Raw genomic sequence first — 19,717 nt, 5'->3', positions numbered from 1 at the left:
GGTGCTCAAAATCATTACATAAAATCTGTAATAAAATAAGAGCGCAGAACACAATAAGAGTAACGAGCAATGGTCAGTGAAACGAGTGATGTGCAAAGCTTCCTCTCGCGACAAGCGCTCTTCGGTCATTTAAGCGAAGCGGCACTCGAATCTGTTTGTGATAGTAGCTACACCGCCTTTAATAAATCGGGCAATGTACTAACTTTTGCCAATGGCATACCCGATACAATACCGGGCATGCTTATTGTGCGTAGCGGAAGCCTAGAAATTCGCACCGCCAAAAAAGAGTTGATAGACCGGCTAAGTGAAGGTGATTTTTTAATTCCTCAGTGCTTAATAGAATTGGGCGACGAAAATTTTTGTGTAACGGTTCTTGAAGATTGTTTGTATTACGAACTTTCTTCGAATGCTTATCAAGGGCTTTATAACGTAGACCGCTACTTCGCGTATCTATGCGACAGCTTCTCATTACAGTTCAAGCGCGATGATGTTCAAACAGAAACACGCATACAACCCTTTCGTGATACAGAACGTGAAAGTTTTTTGGATCAGCGTGTGCAAGATTTTATGACCAGCCCCGCCATCTCGGCCTTGCCTTCGATCAGCATTCGCGAAGCGGCAACAATAATGAAAGAACGTAATATTTCATCGTTATTGATAACCGATAATAGTCGGCTTGTAGGCATTGTTACCGACCGTGATTTACGTACGCGAGTATTGGCAGAGGGTATTGCCGATAGCATAGAAATAGCAACGGTGATGACTGAAAGCCCTGTTAGCATCGAGAAAAATGCGGTTCTACATCAAGCGCAATTAACGATGATGTCGGCGAATATCCATCACCTGCCGGTGATAGAAAACCAATCGCCGATTGGCCTAATTGGCTTAAGCGATATAGTGCGTGCGAATAATATAGAGCCCGTATCGCTAACCGGGTCGATAAAGCATGCGAATTCTGTTACCGCACTGCGCGATATTTCTAAACAATTCCCGAATTTAGTGGCAGCTTTAATCGAACGCGATACACGGGCCGTTGATGTGGGGGAAATTATTACATCACTTACGGATGGCATAACGAAACGCTTAATCGAGATAGCGCAGCAACAACTCGGCGAGGCACCCTGCCCATTCGCGTGGCTCGCATTTGGTTCACAAGCGCGGCAAGAACAAGTGTTGGGCTCGGATCAGGATAACGCGTTAATTATTGCGGATAAGGGGTTACCGACGCAAAGCGAATATTTTAAGCAGCTAGCGGAAATCGTGAATGATGGCTTACATCAATGTGGTGTGGTGCTGTGTCCCGGCGATATTATGGCTCGCAATCCCAAATGGCGTTTAACCTTAAGTGAATGGAGGCGGTGCTTTAGTGTCTGGATAGAACAGCCATCACCCAAAGCGCTAATGCACGCTAGTATATTTTTCGATATGCGTCATATTGCTGGCGATGCGTCACTCACCCAACAATTACGTCAAACGGTATTAGACAAAGCACAAAAAAATACTATATTTTTGGCGTTAATGAGTGAAAACTCCCTTAGCCATTCGCCGCCTTTAGGTTTTTTTAAAACCTTCGTACTGGAAAAGGACGGTGATCATAATCGTACGTTAGATTTAAAAAAACGCGGCACCATTCCAATTGTTGATATTGCACGTAATTACAGTTTGAGTGCAGGAGTGTGGCCCGTCACAACGTTTGAACGTTTGAAAGCCATCGAAGCGGGGGGTGTTATGTCCAAGGCACTTGCGTCCAGCTTAATTGATGCGCATGAATTTATTGCAGGAATCCGATTGGAGTCTCAGGGTGCGCAATTTCGCGCTGGACAGGACGTGGACAATCATCTCGACCCGAAAACATTATCACCGTTAATGCGCCATCAACTTAAAGAAGCGTTTCATTTGGTGCGGCAGGCGCAAGCGGCAATGAAAGCGAGGTTTGGTGGTGGTATTTTATAATATTAGCCATCGTTTTAAACGGTGGGCTCGAAAAGATAAAGCCCAAGGTACAGCGTTGTCGGGTCTATATGAGCAACACCCTTTTTCTCGCACTCAGCTTTTTTGTGATACGCGATTTTTAGTGGTTGATTGCGAAATGAGTGGTTTAGACCCAAAAAAGTGCGATCTTTTAAGTATTGGTTGGGTGTTGATTGAAAACGGCAGAATTGTTAATGCGAGCGCCAAGCATCTACTTATTCATACCGATAAAGGCGCGGGTGACAGCATTAAAATTCATGGGCTTCACGATAGCAATATTGCCGGCGCGAAAAGTGTTGCAGCCGTGTTGATGTTATTGATGAAGCAAATGCAGGATTGCATAGTGGTGTTTCATCATGCGCCTATCGATATTCGTTTTATTCAAAAAGCGACCTTAGAGGTTTTTCGTTGCCCGTTATTTTTTACCTCGTTAGATACAATGGTTCTCGAAAAACGGCGTATGCAATTGCAAGGGAAGCACCATAGCCTGCGTTTAAGTGAATGCCGGAAGCGTTATGGGCTTGCACCGGTTAATCAGCACAATGCACTGGCCGACGCGAGAGCGACAGCGGAATTGCTATTGGCGCAAATGGCTTATACCGGAGATGTGGGTACGCTTAAACTGGGCCATTTACCGCTGGCGGCTGTTTAGTGTTGTGTGTGAGTGTTGTATTGCGAGGGAGAAACCCTAGCCGTATTGAGCATATTGGCCGGTACGGCTAGGGTTTTTGGTGTGATGCGTGGGAATGGATGTTAGTCCCGCATAGCAACAGGGGGGGATTGCACGGTCGCTAACGCAATTTCTTTGGTTAACTCGGCTATCGTTTCAATTTGCACTTCTATTTCGCCTTCACCGAGCAAGTGGTCGGCAATTGCTTGAGAAAACGGCCAGTAGCGTAATTTCGCATCGAGCGTTAAAGGTGCGCTGGCCCATTCCGGAACGACAAATTCATACCGCTCATCGGCATAGCCTTTTGGTAGTAATCGGTTATCGGACAGAATGCGGCTTACTGTCCACACTTCAATATCAACTTCTTTTCCGTCGTCATCACCTAAATGTACTTTGTAATTACGGGTACCAGGCTCTGTTTTACCCTTTGTTATTTTACCCGAACTATAGACAATTTTGCCGCTAGCGTCGGTGAGGGTGATATCAAGCCATACTTCACGGCCTTCGGGAAAACCGGTCGGTAGCTTATGGCCTGCACCCGTGTTTTTAACGCGAAGGCTAAAGTGTGTTCGTTCGCCTGGAATAGGGTTGCTAGGGGCTTCGAGTAGTTCTAGTTCGGCTGCTGTGGCGAGCAGGCTACGCGCCCTATCGGCCTGCTTGTGATCACCAAAATACTGCATGATGGTGGTGTTAGCGGATGCAAAATGATGGCTGGCACGATCTTCTCGCTCCGGCCCCATTATGGCGGCTTTGCCCTTCACGGGTTTCATATGGCAATCTTGGCACTCTACCCCATCAGTACGATACGTGCTTTCGTACCACTCGTCGTAGGTGCGCTCGATGGGCACCTGGTTAAACGGATGAGACACGTTGTGGCAGGTGCCGCAAAACTCCGAACGAGTATGTAAATCTGAATATTCGGTGTCGTGATACGGTGATACCGCGTCGGAACGTGAGCCAAGTTTTAAGGGGCGATCACCTATTTGGGCGTTTAACACGTAGGCGCCATTTTCTAAGCCATTAATGGCACTCATGTTATGACACGCTTCACAGTCAACACCGGGCAGGTGCAACTCGTTTTCAGTACCGGGGGCTTGTCGGTTTACGTCTGAATTAATTTGTCCGGAGAGTAAGCCAATGGGCGTGTGACAACCGGTACAAAAATTATCAACGGCGCCATCCGTTGCGATGCTGGCTTTGTTTAATAAGGCGCGATAAAGAGGGTCTTCCCATGCGCGTGCCATCATAGAGGTTTGCCATTCTTCGTAAATTTCACCGTGACAGCTGCCGCATACTTGAGCGTCGTCGAAATTTTTGTGGTCAATTTCTTTTCCGGTGGTAGTGGTGGCACGGTGTGGCGGAAAAGGTTGAGAGGTTGCAGTGGAAGCCGTACGATTTTCAATAGCCGTTGCGGAATAGGCAAGGGCGGAAGACAGTAGGGTCGTTAGGATCCAAAAAGTGCTGAGAAATAATTTCATTAGCCTACGCAGATGATGAATTCTGCGCTCCATTTTAATTGTTATAGAGAGAAAGACAGGCGTATAAATCGGGACGCTTGTATACCAAACTCGATCTAGACGACGCAGAAAATACATTGCGCAGGTCGCTTGACGGAAAAAAGCAGGAGATAGGCGCAATTTTATTAAAATTATTTCGCACCAATCTTCGGCGCACAATCTAAATAAAATTCGGGTTGGCGTGCTAGTGTTTTTCGTGCCAAAAACGGATATTTATCGTAAAAATGTTTTTTTTGTCGGTTTAAATCAAATTTAATAAATGGATTATTAAATGCGTCGTGCAGTTGAAATCAAATGAGTCTGTTTAATTTCTAATAGTCATGTTGAATTTTTAACAAGTATTGTGTGCTTATTTTTAAATACATAAATTAATTTTGGTTAGTAAAATAGTTTGGTTAAATAAAACGTTTGTATGTAAAAATAAAAAGTAAATAGGCGAAAATAAATAATTGGCAGTAAAAAGGGGGTAATAAATAGGCGGGGCTCACGCCAATCCGTAAAGAATTTACGTGAGCTGTCGAGGAAATAAAATGAATAGTGCGTTGAGTTATTTTTATGGAAGTTCAGCGTTATGATAAACCTCTTGCACATCATCACAGTCATTCAATAGATCTATAAAACGCTCCAATTGCTCCGCGTCTTCAGCGCTAAGTTCGGTATAGGTTTGTGGAATAAAAGTAATTTCTTCCATCTCAAAATCTAACTCACCAAATGATTTAGCCAGCGCTGTTTTGGTTTTAAAAAATTCGGTTTGTGGTGCAAGTACTGTGAGTACCCCGTCTTCATTTTCGATATCGGCTATATCAACATCGTCTTCCATTAGCGCGTCAAGAACGGTTTCTTCGTCGTCATGTTTAAATGCGAATACTGCGCGGTGGTCGAACATATGGGCAACGGCACCCTGCGCGCCTAGTTTTGCTTTAACTTTGTTGAAGCAGGTTCTTACTTCACCGAAGGTGCGATTGTTGTTGTCGGTTAAGCAATCCACGATAACCATGCAATTGCCTGGGCCGAACCCTTCAAACCGCACCGTTACAAAATCTTCGCCGCCGCCGCCGCGTGCTTTATCCAAGGCTTTTTCAATGATGTTGCCCGGTACTTGGTCTTTTTTGGCCTTTTCTATCAGTCTACGTAAACTGAGGTTGGCGTCGGTTTCGGTACCGCCGTTTTTAGCGCACACGTAGATTTCTTTTCCGTACTTGGAGTACAGCTTTGTTTTGGCGGCGCCGGTCTTGGCCATAGAGGCTTTGCGGTTTTCGTAGGTTCTTCCCATAACTAGGCTCGTTTTACAGTGAAAATAATAGGGATTATGACGGTAAATGGCCGCTGAGTTAAGTCTCGGTTTGGTTAACGCTTACGGATGCGTATCGGTTACACCGATTAAGTGCTTGTGCTGGAGCTAAATGGACGGCGTAGCGGGTATTGGCGGAGAACGGCGTGATTGATATACGTCAATGAGGTTAGGTGTAGGCGGCGTCAGCTTTTGGTGTGGGCTGTCAGCTTGTGCGTAAGAGCAGCGCTACGCCATTAAAATGTGGTAGTTTGAGGTTTTACATTATAGGAGGAGCCGTTATTTCGGTAAGCGGGTTAAACCATGATCAGACAAACAATAATAGTGATAATAATCGTCTGGCTAATGTCGCTCTCACAGATCACTCTATCTGATTCAAACGATTACAGTTATCGCTATTGGGATTGGGGGAAAACACCCCGAAGAGATGATTTTCAGTTTGCAGCGTTGCAGCTTGCGCTTGATAAAACCATTGCGTCGCACGGGGCCTTTTCGGCTGTTCGAATTAAAAAAGAGTTTTCGACATTACGATCACGGCGAGAGGTGAATCGCGATCAGTTCGTGAACGTGCGCGCTGGCCCTTGGTTGCCAAATGAGTTGAGTGCAACAGAAGACAATCGCCGTATTCCGCTGCCTATTCTTGAGAATCTTTTGGGTTATCGCCAGCTGGTGATTCGACAAAACGATTTGGCCGTGTTTAATGAGGTGCGTAGTTTAGATCAGTTGCAACAGTTGGTCGCTGGGCAAGGGCGAGGCTGGCAGGATGTCGACATTTATGAAGCTAACGATTATAAAGTGGCGGCCGAAGGCCAATTAACGGCGCTGTTGCCGATGCTGCATAACCGTCGGTTCGACTATTTACCGCTTAGCGTGATTGAAATTGAGCTTATCATGGCGGAATCGTCTCTTTGTGGGCAGGACCTTATGATTGCGCCCAACATTGTGATTTATTATCCCTTGCCCGTGATTTTCTACGTGAGCAATAAGCGCCCTGAGCTTGCCGAGAGGCTGGAGCAGGGTTTGATACTTGCTCGCGAGGACGGTAGTTTAGACGCGTTACGCGAAAAACACTTCAGCCAAGAAATGGCGGTGTTACGCGATGCGAATAACCGTTTTTTCGTCTTGAAAAACCCGTTTATTCCCCCTCAATTTGTTTCCAGCGGCCCTCTTTTTGCACGCCCGCTCGTGGTTAAGGATGACGCTTAAGTCGCTACATATATAGGGCTGAGGTGGTAAGTTAGCCTTTTGATGGGGCGCCTTAACACGCATGCGTTTAAAGAGTGAGCGTCGATTTATTTTACTGGCGTATAGCGGGAAAGAAACCCGTTACATTGTATCTAGAGCATCTTGTAGATATAAGCGTCATTTAGTCGGGTTTTTGGGCGCTATACTCTAATAAATGACATTTTGGTTATCTTGGCCCGATAATTGATTGTAAATATATGAACAAGCAGTAAGCCTGTTTCAGGTGATTTTCATTTTGGTTTTCGGCAGTCCTCTGGACTCGCCAAGTCAGTTTTAGCGGCCCCGGTGGCCGCTTTTTTATTTTTGCCTCTCGTGTTTTCGTTTCCCCCTTTTTTTGTTAAGACCTCCTCTCAAATGAAAGGCCCTATCAGCTGCAATATCATTGCGCTAACATGCCGTGCGTAATGCCGTGATAATGTTTTACGTGCGAATAAATAGCTTTTAAAGGGAGTTTTGTGAGAATGAATAGCGAAGAAATGAGTGGTCAAAGCGTTGTGATTACAGGTGCAAATCGCGGTATCGGGTTGGCCTTTGTGCGGGCGTATCGTGCGCGAGGTGCAACGGTTTATGGCGTATGCCGCACGACAACCCCTGAGCTTGAAGCGTCTGGCGCCATTGTTGTTGAGGGCGTAGATGTCACTTCAGGCGAGAGTATGGTTACACTTCAGCAGCGCTTTGAGGGGGTTGCGGTTGCGGTGCTTATTAATAATGCCGGCTTATTGGAAAGTGAAACGTTAGACAAACTGAATTTTGACACCATAACGCGTCAGTTTGAGGTTAATGCTATGGGCCCGTTGCGTGTGACAGCGGCGCTGCTACCTAGTATGAGCCGTGGCAGTAAGGTGGGCCTTATTACCAGCCGCATGGGCTCTATTACGGATAATGGTTCGGGTGGATATTACGGGTATCGTATGTCGAAGGCTGCACTTAATGCGGCTGGTATGTCGTTGGCAAAAGACCTTCATTCTACAGGTATTGCGGTCGCAATTTTGCACCCGGGTTTTGTTCAAACGGGCATGGTGGGTTTTGCAGGTGATATCTCTAGCGAAACGGCCGCTAACCGATTAGTGGCGCGAATGGATGAGCTTTCCTTAGATAACAGCGGTACGTTTTGGCATTCTTCTGGTGAGTTGTTGCCGTGGTAGAAAACGTTTATTCGGTTGAATTTACGCCGGCTTTCTGCGGGTGTTTTCATTATTAATACGCTTGGTGCCTACATTGCACCGTCAATTCATCCGTGAGTTGACGGTTTCGGGTGACGCTTTAATTCGGGCGTTAGGCGCTTAGTCGCCAAGATAGGCGTCGATGGTTTGAATTGTGCCGTCTTCATTATGGACGAGCTCGGCCATTTTTACGGTACGCAAATGAATGGTGCCGCCCGAGAGCGAAGTATCGTGATAAAACAAATACCACTTCCCTTTAAATTCAGCAATTGAATGATGGTTTGTCCAGCCGGCTACGGGCTCGAGTATTTTGCCTTGCCATTGAAACGGCCCATAGGGATTATCGCCAGTGGCATATTGAATTAAATGACTGTCACCGGTTGACCAGCTGAGGTAGTAGATACCGTTTTTTTTGTGTATCCAAGGTGCTTCAAAAAAACGTCGTTCTTTATCGCCTTGGTTAATGAGGTTACCGCTGTCATCCAGTAACGGAATACTGGTGAGTGGGTGGGCAATTGTCAGCATATCGTCGCTGAGCCGCGCCATACGTGGCAGCAGTGTGGGTTGATTGTCCGCGGGATAGCTATCCTCTTCTACGTATTGGCCTGTTTGCCAGCGCTGCAATTGCCCGCCTCGAATACCGCCCAAGTATAAATACTGTGTACCGTCGTCATCTTTAAAAACCGCAGGGTCGATACTGTAAGTACCGGCCATCGGAATGGGTTCAGGCGTAAACGGCCCTTGGGGTTTGTCGGATGTGGCCACGCCAATGCGAAAAATACCGTGCTGATCTTTTGCTGGGAAATACAAATAATATTGACCGTCTTTTTCGGCCGCGTCCGGCGCCCATAATTGTTGTACGGCCCAAGGGACTTCGCCAATGTGCAGGGCTGGCCCGTGGTCGGTTACTGCGCCGCCAACGTCTGTGAGTGACAGTACGTGGTAGTCGACCATATTGAAGCTGGCGCCCGTGCGGTCGGCTTCGGTGTTGGTTTCTATGTCGTGTGATGGGTAAAGGTATAGCTTACCGTCAAAGACGTGTGCAGAGGGGTCGGCCGTATAAATATGGGTGACTAAAGGGGCCTGCGGGAAGTGTTCGGGTGGTAAGTCTTTTTCTGGGTAAGGTTGCGCGCGTTCGGCACCGTAGTGCGATTTTGAGGGGTCCATTGGGCCGCAGCCCGATACCAATGCGAGCACCAATGCAGCGCAGCCTATTGCGGTGATGTGACGGGTTTTCATGAGTCAGTATCCGTTATTATTCTTGGTTGTGTCGGCTACAAAAAAAGCAGAGCGGTGTTACCTGAGCTCTGCTTTTTAAAACGCTATAGGGTGTGCCCTAAAGGTTTAAATTAAAATACCGGTTGGCGTTATTAAAACAAATATCTTTAACGATGCCACCTAGTAGATTTAAATCCTTGGGTAATTCACCGCTTTCTACCCAGTTTCCGAGCAATTCACACAAGATACGGCGGAAGTATTCGTGGCGAGTGTAGGAGAGGAAGCTTCGCGAATCGGTGAGCATACCTACAAACTGGCTTAACAAGCCCAGCTGGGAAAGCTGCATTAACTGCCTCATCATGCCGTCTTTTTGATCGTTGAACCACCAGCCGGAACCAAACTGAACTTTGCCTGCGATGCTGCCATCTTGGAAATTGCCAATCATGGTGCCTATAACTTCGTTGTCACTTGGATTTATACAATACAAAACCGTTTTCGGTAGTTCGTTGTGAATATCCATGGCGTTAAGTAAACCCGCCAAGGGTGCGGCAACGGGGTGATCACCAATAGAGTCGAAGCCGGTGTTGGGGCCCAGAAGCGTGTGTAAGCGGCTATTGTTGTCCCGTTGTGCGCCCATATGGTATTGCATTACCCAGCCCCGCTTGGCGTATTCACGCCCTAGCCATACTTGTACAGCTGTTGAGAATTGAGCAATTTCTATGTCGCTGAGCACTTGGTTGTTTAAGCGTCGCGTCAGAATGGTATTGAGGGTGATGTCATCGGGTATGGGCGCGAAGCGGACTATGTCTATACCGTGGTCGGCTAACGAGCAGCCGTGTGCCTCGAAATGATCCAGGCGTTGTGCGAGCGCAGAGCGCAAATCCTCAAAACGTGTAATGTTAATATCACAGCTAGCGCCAAGCTTTTCCAGGTAGGCGCTGAACCCGTCTAATTCGATTTTATAGCTGCGGTCAGGTCTAAAGCTAGGTAGTACTTTAACGCCAATATTGTCGTTGGCGATGGCGGCGTGATGGCGTAATGAATCGATGGGGTCATCAGTGGTGCCAACCATTTTTACGTTCATCTTCTGCATAATACCGCGGGCCGAAAATTCGGGCGTGACTAATAAATCATTGCAGTGTTGCCATGTGGTTTTGGCGGTAGCTGGGCCAAACTGCAGGTCGAATAGGCCAAACGGTCGCTGTAATTCGAGGTGTGTCCACGTGTAGAGAGGGTTACCGATACATTTTGGAACAGTCTCGGCCCATGCACTGTACTTCTCGTAATCACTACCCTTCCCTGTAATGAGGGTTTCGTTTACACCTGCGGCACGCATTGCACGCCACTTGTAGTGGTCACCTTCGAGCCATACTTGCGCCATGTTTTCAAACTGGCGGTTCTCGGCTATTTCTATAGGAGGAAGGTGGCAGTGGTAATCAATAATTGGCTGCGGCGCGGCGTGAGCGTGATACAGCTCGCGGGCGGTGTCTGTGGAGAGTAAAAAGTCTTCACCCATAAAAGGTTTCATGGTGGTGTCCTGTATTCGCTGGTCGTCAATGTGTGGAGTGGCGTTGCAGCTTGCCGAAGAATGCTGCTTGAGCAACGTATGCCCAGTATACGGTTAGGGGCGGCCACGGTGCTTGGCCCCATTCGCTGGTTCTTGCAAATTTGTGGAGAGGGGGCCGGCCATATTTATGGGGTTAACATTCGAAAACCCGCTTGCCCGCGCGGGGCGAAATGTTTGTGGACGGTGTCTTTGCGGTTAATCGCGGGTTACTACCAGTTCCAGAGGGTGCCATCTTCCAACCGGTTAACGGGTAAACACGCGCGTTTATAAGGGTATTGTGCGGCAAGTGCCTCGTCAATATCGACCCCGTGGCCGGGTGTTTCACCTGGGGTAAAGTAGCCGTCTTTAAATTCGTAAGAGGTCGAGAATACGGCCATCATTTCTTCACTGTGAGCCATGTGTTCCTGAATACCAAAATTAGGCACCCAATAATCGAAGTGCAAGGCGGTACCCATACAAATGGGCGAAAGGTCGGTAGCACCATGAAAGCCAGTACGTACGTGGTAGAGCGCAGCTAAGTCGGCGATGCGACGTAATTGCGTGATGCCACCTGCATGAACAACGGTTGAGCGAATGTAGTCGATTAATTGGTTTTGGATCAGTTCACGACAGTCGTGGATACTATTGAAAACTTCGCCGACCGCTAAAGGCGTTGTGGTGTGTTGGCGAATTAGTTTCCAGGCGTCCTGATTTTCGGCGGGCACGCAGTCTTCGAGCCAAAACAAGTGATATTGCTCGACTTCTTTGCCGAGTCGAGCGGCTTCGATGGGCGTTAGCCGGTGATGAACATCGTGTAAAATGTGTAGATCTTCCCCGAATTCGTTACGTACGGCTTCAAAAAGCTTAGGAACATGATTGAGGTATTTTTCAGTTGACCATACGGATTCTGTTGGAAGGTCGGCGTCGGCGGGTTCGTAGCTTTTGCCGCCTTTAGACACGCCATAGGTACTGGCGACGCCCGGAATACCACATTGAACACGAACGGCTTTATAGCCTTTGTCGACGGACTTCGCGACTTCTGCCAGGGTAGTGTCTATGTCATTGCCGTTGGCATGGCTATAAACCATGATTTTGTCACGGCTGCGCCCACCGAGTAGTTGGTATAGGGGCATTCCGGCAACTTTTCCTTTAATGTCCCAAAGCGCTGTATCAATTGCGGCTATGGCTGTCATGCCCACGGGGCCACGACGCCAATAGGCGCCGCGGTAGAAAAACTGCCAAATATCTTCTATTTGAGAGGGGTCACGACCAATCAGTGAAGGGCATAGGTAGTCTTCCAGGAAGGACACTACTGCTTTTTCACGGCCGTTAAGTGTGGCATCACCTACCCCGTATACGCCTTCATCGGTCATGATTTTTAGCGTCACGAAATTGCGTCCAGGACAACAAACAATGACTTTCGCTTCGGTAATCTTCAACGGTGGATCTCCACTTTTACTCATAATGGCTAAATACTGTGAGGAAGCTTCTAGTAAGCGCAACAGTATTTAATTGGTGTTGATTGTGAACCTGGCGTCTATCCGAGGTTCAGTCTTGAGACGCTTAGGGCCGCTATGGCTGCTTTTTGCGTTGCCGCCAAATGTGGCTCTATTTAGTCATTATAGAATGATCAGGCGGTAGTTTACCGTGCTTGCCGCAATCTTGCATTCTTGTATCCAACAAAATGTTAAGTTTAGCCTAAAGGACGTGTTTGGCACTTTAGTTGTCGTTTAAGATTGATTCGGGCATCTTCTATTATTTGCGCCATTTTAATCGGATATTGAGGTTACGTCTTCACTTTTAAGGCTATTAAGGGGTGTTGGCGGTGCACAGGCGATGTTAGTAGCGATGCTGGCAGCCTCTGTATTAGGGCTATACTCTATTAGCAGTGCATAGCCCTGCACTATTGATCGATAGATTGTACACCGTGTGTGATTACGCCAACGTAAACCCGAGGATACCAATATGGTCCATGCACTTTTAGCCAATACCCTAAACGATAACGCGCTTGCTACGTTGATGACGAAGCAAGTACTCACTGTTTATGAGGGTTGGTCGGTAAAGCGATTGGCGGGGTTTTTCGTCAAGCATAGTATTTCCGGTGCACCGGTCATTGCGGCAGACGATGAGCTGGTTGGCGTCGTCACCCAATCGGATGTAATGGCATTTGAGTCTCGAACGCAGACCGAAGATGAATTGAAAAAATTGGTTCGGTTTTACTGCGGTCCTTTTGGTGGTGAGCTGAGTGATAAAGATCTTCGGCATTTGCAAGAAAAGGCTATTGAACATTGTACGGTTAACGCCATTATGACCCCTGAGGTGCTCGCCGTTGATATTGAGACGTCGGTGTTGGATGCGTGTGCGGTTATCGTTAATCAGCATATTCACCGTTTGTTTATTACTGAACATGGGAAGTTGGTGGGAGTAATAACCGCGCGGGATATCCTGCAGCGGTTATTATAGGCGGCTTAAAGTTTGTTTAAGTTCTAGCGTCCCAGTTTTGTAAATCTGTGTTTGGTTTTAAGCGTTTGGGTTGCTGTTAACCGCGACTCAAACTGAGTGAAGGCTATCGCCTTGCGCTTTCAATTGGCCCTAAATAGCTGTCTTTTAGTCCACCCGTATTCACGAGTATTTTTTGTAGCGTTACACCGGGGTCTACCATATAAAGTCGAATTTTGGAGCGCCCAGCGCGGGTGACCGTATGGGTGCTTTTGCCAATACGTATACCATCTTTAACTGAGGGTTCCCATTTCCAATCGGTGCCACTAAAGCCCTCTAGAAAATCCACTACCTGTGGTTTTGCGTCGCCAATCGCAATGGCATAGCGTAACCCTCTGCCGGGTACAAACGGCCAGCTCGGGGCGAGTAACGTTTGAATCTCAAACTCTCCTGTGCGTAAAAACGTTACGTCGTACTCAAGGTAGGGAGCTGATTGTGGATCTTCAAAACTTCTATCGCCAACGGGTAATGGTGTCATGCTGCTGTACGTTCGGCCGTGCGTTGGTATTTCCTCCCACTGAATGCCCTCTACACTTTTTGTGCGGTCAACACTGGCGGCTTCTATGGAGAGGTAGCCGTCCGCATCGATAAATCCTTTCGCGTTTTTAAGCACTTTTTGGTTAGGTTTAAATGCCGAGACGGTAATGTGTGCCCGATTCCAGCTTGGGCCTTTTGCTTGAATGCGAGCTGTCGAGGTTCCTTCTGGTAAGGCTTTCCAGTCAATGCTAACGAATACGCGTTTGGAGGCGGTGACGGTTCCTGTGGGTTCGCTTAATGTAATCCAGTTTTCGCTGGGCGTTAAGGTGTAGTCAAAGGGTTGGGTACCGCGATTATTGAGATCTAGCCAGTGCTCCTTTTCACCGGCTTGATCAAAGGCCAATACGTGTCCACCGGCGTCGGGCCATGCGTGTATCCCACCTTCTATTACAACGCTCATTTCGGCGTAGTTACCGGGGGCGTAATCGTAGGTTACCGGCATTTGGTCACCTTCTGGGTTGTTCCAGTTAGTGTAGCCAATGTGCGATTGATTCATAAAGTGATTCCACTTGCCATCATTAAGGCTGTGGTACTGGGCTTTAAGCGCGGCATCGGCAGCGAAAAGTGCTTTTGCTTTTTCAGCGTAACGATTGGCGTCGGCGCGCCTTTGCATAGCGTATTGTCGATTTTTACCGATGGCGATATTAAGTTGGGTCACTATGGCTGAAGCTTTCACGGGGTGTAATACGAGTTGAAAAAAAGCATTCTTTCTTTCTTCAGGCATTTTTTTATACAAGGTTTCTGCGCGGGCGACGAGATCGGTTAATTCTGCGTCGATGCGTTCTGCCTCGTTATAATGTTCGATACTGTAGGTGTCGGGCGCCATGAGTTCAGGTTTTCGTCGGCCATTGTGGCGGGTGTAGCCGGTCATTAAGGCTTCTATTTCTGATGCGTATTCTGCACCAAATTCTCGCGTCGCCCATAATTCACCAAAGGTTTTTAAACGGGTGTGGGGCCAGCGTTCCGGGTCCCATGCCATGCGCAAGAAAAACTCAATGGGATATTCCATAGGTTTTAAATCGCCTACATTGGTTATCCATATTTGGTTGGCTTCAAAGGCATAAGCTAAATTCATTTGTTCCCATATTTTGGCAATGGGGGTGCTATTAATCCAACGGTATGAGCGTGGGCCGCCAACATAATCAAAATGATAATAAACACCCGCTCCGCCCGCACGTTCGCGTTCTTGTGGTGTGGGTAGGCGACGAATATTGCCCCAGTTGTCATCGCTCCATAATAAAATGACGTCGTCGGGAACGCGCATACCTTTTTCGTAATAGGCTTGTACTTCTTTGTATAGGCACCATACCTGTGGCACATCACTTATGGGGCGATCATCAAACACGTCGGCCAAGATAGTGCGTTGTCGTTTTACAACGCTTTCGAGCAATTCAATATTTTCGCCTTCACTCATAGGCTCGTCTTCTTGACCGCGCATGCCCATCGTGTAAATGCTTTCATAGTCGCGATTGCGTGTGGCGCCATCTTGCCAAAAATTGGCAAGGTTATCGGGGTTGGTGGAAAACTCCCACGCGCCCACGCCGTGGCGGTTCCATTCTTTGTCGGCTCGCATCATAGGTTCGTGGTGTGAGGTGCTCATGACAATGCCGTATTCGTCGGCAAGAATCATATTTTGAATATCGTCATCCGCAAAGGCATTGTTCCACATGGCTGGCCATAAAAAATTTGCTTTCAATCGCAGTAATAATTCAAATACTTTTTCGTAAAATTCGTGTGTGTAGTTGCCGTGATTTTCGGCCACCCAGCTTGACAGTGCAGGTGCTTCGTCGTTAAGAAAAATACCGCGATATTGTATTTTTGGGGATTCTTGGCGCAGTGTTTTCGCCAAAACATACAGCGTATTTTTTTTCTGTGGCGGGACGTCGGCCCAGTAATACCAAGGGGAAACACCTATTTGTTCGGAGAGGTCGTAAATGCCGTAGGTGGTGCCACGTTTGTCTGCACCGGCAATAACAAGAGCACGTTCTACACCGGGTAACGGGTTGTTAACGGTTTGAAGATGGTAGCCATCCCATTTTCCGACGGTGCTCTTTACATCAATTTTGCGCTCGGCAATTAATGTGTCAATTAGTGGGCTCTTGCCTATGGTACCGATAATCACTGCGTGTGCGCCCAGTGCATTCTGCGTATTTACGATAACGGCGTGCTGGCCACTTACCCGTTTGATGTCGGTCTGTAAATTGCGCGTAGCACGAATGACGCCCTTATGGTCGTTGCTGTCGACATAGAGAGTGGCGGTTGTATCTTTGCTCACCAGAGCAACAGACCCTCTGAGGGCTTTCTCGCTAATGTAACGGGCATCGCCAAGAGCGGCCAAAGCCTGTGCGGAGGTGAGTGCAATGCATGCAGCACACAGTAATAGTGTGAATTGTGCGAAGCAATTACGAATTCTAGCCAGGTGCATGAAGGGTACCTTTCGAAAGTTGGGGCGATTGAAGCCACGGTGGCGCTGGCCGTAGAACGTGCCGATAGCCATGTTTTATATACGGTTAGCGTATTGTAGTTCGTCGTTAATAATACGGGGCGCTTGCTTACCCCTCAGATTAATAGATATAAGTATACAAGTATATTACATCGCGCGTTGTGACTGGGAGAAATGCCAGCAAGCGACCATTGGTACGAGCGACTGATATTGAAAGGTAAACGCATGGGATGCGGAGTAGCTAAGGGCCCGTATTGAAATGTACATCCCAATAAGTTTTGATATGGTTTTATTGACTATAAGATGACGTTGGCGCAGTATAATCGAATACTGAGAAACGATTCAAATATAGGACGAATGCACAATAGTGTAGTTCTGCGTGCCGACAGGCTCGGCAGGTTTCCCATGTGTTATGAGGGAATGAATTGACTGTTTGAATAGCGTTACGCGAATGTATGGCTGCAATGACTGTTGTACATAGTTGCTGTAAAACCCTTTAAGCTTTGAGTGAGAAATAGATGATGGTTGTTCGAATATTTGCCTCCGTCGCGTTAGCGGCATCTTTTTTAGTGTTGAGTGCTTGTGGCGGCGGTTCTGGCGATAATAGCGTACCGGTGTTTACACCGCAGCCAACTGCTGAACCTAGCCCTACGCCAGAGCCCGCGGCCACTCCAGCGCCTACGCCGACTCCAGAACCCACAGCGGAGCCAACGCCGGAGCCTACACCCGAAATTACCGTTACAAGCCTATCCGAATTGGCGGATTTCCCCATCGGGGTTGCGGTAGCCGCTGGAGGTGCGGGTAATAGCATCATTACCAGTACGGGTCGCCAAGCAATTGTAAGTGCTCACTTTGATCAGGTTACGGCCGAGAATATTATGAAGCCGGCCTATATGCACCCAGCCGAGTCTACGTATAGCTACGGCCAAGCCGATGAGTTAGTTAACTATGCGGCGGCCAATGGGCTTGCGGTACACGGCCATACATTGGTGTGGCACAGCCAGATCGCCTCATGGATGACCAACTACTCTGGAACGCCTGCGCAGTGGCAAACCATGATGGAATCTCATATTACGAACATTGTGGGGCATTTTGCGGACGATGATGTAGTCGTGAGTTGGGATGTGGTGAACGAAGCTATTTCTGACAGTAACGGTGCACTACGAGAAAGTGTGTGGTACGAGAACTTGGGTGAAGACTACCTTGCGATGGCCTACACCGCAGCGCGTGCAGCCGACGATGACGCTTTGCTGTTTTATAATGACTACAACCTGTCCGGCAATGGCACCAAATTAACGGGTGCGTTGGCTATGGTGCAAAATTTACTCGATGACGATGTACCTATTGATGGCATCGGTTTTCAAATGCATGTTTCTTCTGGCTGGCCAACAAACAGCGATATTCGAGGGGCTTTCCAGCGTGTTGTGGATATGGGTTTGAGAGTTAAAATTACCGAATTAGATGTAACGGTTAATGACAACGAAAATCTAACGGAGTTAACGCTTGAAGCGGAAATTGCACAGGCAGCACGTTACCAGCAAATTGTTGAGGCTTATCGCGATGTTGTGCCTGCACATTTGCGTGGTGGTGTGAGCGTTTGGGGTATAACGGACGGCGACAGCTGGCTGCCAAATTTTAAAGGGCGTGATGAATGGGGCCTTTTGTTCAACGATAATTTTTCACCGAAGCAAGCGTTGCAAGGTGTCGCGGACGGTTTGAGTAGTCCCTGATAAACGTGGAAACTGAAAGACCTAAGGTACGCAAGGCGCTATTGATGTAGCGCCTTTTTGGTATCCACTACATAATGCAAAAAAAATAAGTAGGGGAAGATGTGATTAAAGTAAAAGGTTTTATTCTGGCGGCAACCGTTGCGCTATTCACCGGCTGCGCAGACAGCAACCCAGTTCCCGCGGAGTCAGCGCTTGTTCCGCCTTCTCTACCGGTAACTTTTAAGTGGTTCGATTACACTGGGCATGATGCTGTTTTTAGTAACCCGCTGGGGCCCAACGAGTACCGTAACCCTATTGTGGCAGGCTTTTACCCGGATCCAAGCATTACGCGAGCGGGTGATAGCTACTATATGGTTCATTCGTCGTTTAGCTATTTCCCTGGCATACCACTTTTACGCAGTAACGATTTAGTGCATTGGCAGCCGCTTGGGCATGTACTTACTCGATCGAGTCAATTAAAAAACCTGGACGGAGCAGGCGTTTCAAGAGGTATTTTCGCTCCTACTATTCGCTATCACGACGGTGTGTTCTATGTGATAACAACCGGCGTAGATGGCGCAGGCGGTAATTTTATTGTCACCGCAAAAGACCCTGCTGGTGAATGGTCGGACCCTTACTATTTACCTGAAATCGACGGTATAGACCCTTCACTATTTTTTAATGATGATGGCAAAGTGTATGTAACGCACAACGGCCCTCCTCTAGAGCCCCCCCTATACGAAGGGCATCGAGCGATATGGAAATGGGAGCTAGACCTTGAAACGCTGCAGATTATTCCAGACACCGGCAAGGTAATAGTGAATGGTGGAGCTGATATTACCAAGAAGCCTATTTGGATAGAGGGCCCCCACCTTTATAAAGTAAACGGATGGTATTACTTGCTATGCGCAGAGGGAGGCACGGCTGAGAATCATTCAGAGGTTGTCTTTCGGGCGCGAAGCCTTAATGAACCGTTTGTACCTTACGAACACAACCCTATTCTCTCGCAGCGACATTTAGATCCAACACGGGTGAACCCTGTTGCGACCGCAGGTCACGTGGATATGGTGCAAACGCCCAATGGCGATTGGTGGGCCGTTTTTCTCGCAACACGTAATTATCAGCAAGATTATTTTAATACGGGGCGCGAAACGTTTCTTATGCCCGTGCAATGGAACGATGAATGGCCAGTGATAGCAGGTGGCACGGAAGCTTTACCTTACACCGCCCCGGCCCCTAAAGGTTTAGCCGTTACAAAAAATGCACAGCCATTAAACGGTAATTTTACGGTAACCGAGCGTTTCTCTGGGCCAAGCTTAAATTGGCAGTGGAATACTTTACGCAGTGGCGACAGCGAGTGGTATTCATTTTTGCCGGAGGGCGGTTTGCAACTTAAACCGAGCGGCGTGCAGCTTGCCGATTTAAAGCAGCCTGCATTTGTTGGGCGGCGTCAGCAACACCAATCGTTTACAGCACGTACTGAGCTTCAGCTTCCCGTACCAGCAGAGCATCAGGCCGGAATAACGGTTTTTCAAAGTGAGCAAGCACATGTTCTATTGGCGGTTGAACATCAACAATTAGAGCAGCAGTTGGTGTTATATCATCAGGATAAAAGTGGGTTTAAGCGACTCGCTACACACCCTCTCACTGAGGCAAACCGTGATAAGCTCACGCTTATTGTTGAAGGTGACGAGCAGGCCTACCGTTTTGCGTATCAGTGGGGCGAGCAGGCTCCCATTGAATGGTTAGAGGTAAGTGTGGATGTCCGTGATCTCAGCACCCAACGTGCAGGTGGGTTTGTTGGTGTTTACGTTGGGTTATTTGCCCGAACGCTAGACGAGTGAAGTGCACCTCTGTACCGAGTAGGCAGGGTTACACACGTTAACAATAAATAATGAGTGAGTGGAA

The 19,717-nt window shown here is 47.8% G+C and carries 13 protein-coding genes; 7 read left to right on the top strand and 6 right to left on the bottom strand.

Going from position 1 to position 19,717, the window contains the following annotated elements; genetic code table 11:
• Positions 1-69 precede the first annotated feature (69 nt).
• Complete coding sequence (locus H5647_RS03045) at positions 70-1,953, top strand: DUF294 nucleotidyltransferase-like domain-containing protein (RefSeq protein WP_045856219.1); 1,884 nt, start codon at positions 70-72, stop codon at positions 1,951-1,953.
• Complete coding sequence (locus tag H5647_RS03040) at positions 1,937-2,623, top strand: 3'-5' exonuclease (protein WP_045856218.1); 687 nt, start codon at positions 1,937-1,939, stop codon at positions 2,621-2,623. The genes H5647_RS03045 and H5647_RS03040 overlap by 17 nt, the downstream gene beginning before the upstream one ends.
• 101 nt (positions 2,624-2,724) lie before the next feature.
• On the opposite strand, the gene H5647_RS03035 is transcribed toward H5647_RS03040, so the two are convergent.
• Complete coding sequence (locus H5647_RS03035) at positions 2,725-4,119, bottom strand: multiheme c-type cytochrome (protein ID WP_045856216.1); 1,395 nt, start codon at positions 4,117-4,119, stop codon at positions 2,725-2,727.
• Between the two features lie 592 nt (positions 4,120-4,711).
• The gene (locus H5647_RS03030; RefSeq protein WP_045856214.1) at positions 4,712-5,431 is read right to left on the bottom strand and encodes a YebC/PmpR family DNA-binding transcriptional regulator; all 720 of its coding nucleotides are present in this window, start codon (positions 5,429-5,431) and stop codon (positions 4,712-4,714) included.
• Between the two features lie 321 nt (positions 5,432-5,752).
• Between H5647_RS03030 and H5647_RS03025 the strand changes: the two genes are divergently transcribed.
• Both H5647_RS03025 and H5647_RS03020 read left to right on the top strand, forming a co-directional pair.
• Entirely contained in the window at positions 5,753-6,655 is a 903-nt protein-coding gene (locus H5647_RS03025; protein ID WP_045856212.1) for a hypothetical protein, read from the top strand.
• Positions 6,656-7,155: 500 nt separating this feature from the next.
• On the top strand, positions 7,156-7,839 hold the full coding sequence (locus tag H5647_RS03020; RefSeq protein WP_045856210.1) for an SDR family oxidoreductase: 684 nt from the start codon (positions 7,156-7,158) through the stop codon (positions 7,837-7,839).
• Positions 7,840-7,977: 138 nt separating this feature from the next.
• Here H5647_RS03020 and H5647_RS03015 read toward each other — a convergent pair whose 3' ends face one another.
• The 3 genes from H5647_RS03015 to manD all read right to left on the bottom strand — a co-directional run bounded on the left by H5647_RS03015 (position 7,978) and on the right by manD (position 12,060).
• On the bottom strand, positions 7,978-9,096 hold the full coding sequence (locus H5647_RS03015) for a glycoside hydrolase family 43 protein (protein ID WP_045856207.1): 1,119 nt from the start codon (positions 9,094-9,096) through the stop codon (positions 7,978-7,980).
• 97 nt (positions 9,097-9,193) lie between these two features.
• The gene (gene uxaC, locus H5647_RS03010; RefSeq protein ID WP_045856205.1) at positions 9,194-10,603 is read right to left on the bottom strand and encodes a glucuronate isomerase; all 1,410 of its coding nucleotides are present in this window, start codon (positions 10,601-10,603) and stop codon (positions 9,194-9,196) included.
• A gap of 248 nt (positions 10,604-10,851) precedes the next feature.
• Positions 10,852-12,060, bottom strand: coding sequence for a D-mannonate dehydratase ManD (manD, locus tag H5647_RS03005; protein ID WP_045856203.1), 1,209 nt, complete (start codon positions 12,058-12,060; stop codon positions 10,852-10,854).
• Between the two features lie 526 nt (positions 12,061-12,586).
• Between manD and H5647_RS03000 the strand changes: the two genes are divergently transcribed.
• Positions 12,587-13,084, top strand: coding sequence for a CBS domain-containing protein (locus H5647_RS03000; RefSeq protein WP_045856200.1), 498 nt, complete (start codon positions 12,587-12,589; stop codon positions 13,082-13,084).
• Between the two features lie 103 nt (positions 13,085-13,187).
• On the opposite strand, the gene H5647_RS02995 is transcribed toward H5647_RS03000, so the two are convergent.
• Positions 13,188-16,082, bottom strand: a complete 2,895-nt coding sequence (locus H5647_RS02995) for a glycosyl hydrolase 115 family protein (protein ID WP_082087151.1) — start codon at positions 16,080-16,082, stop codon at positions 13,188-13,190.
• Between the two features lie 536 nt (positions 16,083-16,618).
• On the opposite strand from H5647_RS02995, the gene H5647_RS02990 reads away from it, so the two are divergent.
• Both H5647_RS02990 and H5647_RS02985 read left to right on the top strand, forming a co-directional pair.
• Positions 16,619-17,830 carry an endo-1,4-beta-xylanase gene (locus H5647_RS02990; RefSeq protein ID WP_052691836.1) on the top strand — a complete coding sequence of 404 codons (1,212 nt, stop codon included), beginning with the start codon at positions 16,619-16,621 and terminating at the stop codon, positions 17,828-17,830.
• A gap of 101 nt (positions 17,831-17,931) precedes the next feature.
• A complete protein-coding gene (locus tag H5647_RS02985; protein ID WP_052691835.1) occupies positions 17,932-19,653 on the top strand; it encodes a glycoside hydrolase family 43 protein in 1,722 nt (573 codons plus the stop codon).
• The last annotated feature ends 64 nt before the right edge of the window (positions 19,654-19,717 follow it).

The organism is Teredinibacter purpureus (genome assembly GCF_014217335.1).
Taxonomy (GTDB): domain Bacteria; phylum Pseudomonadota; class Gammaproteobacteria; order Pseudomonadales; family Cellvibrionaceae; genus Teredinibacter; species Teredinibacter purpureus.
Note: the sequence above shows the minus strand (reverse complement) of the source record. Positions and strands in the feature narration are given on the sequence as shown.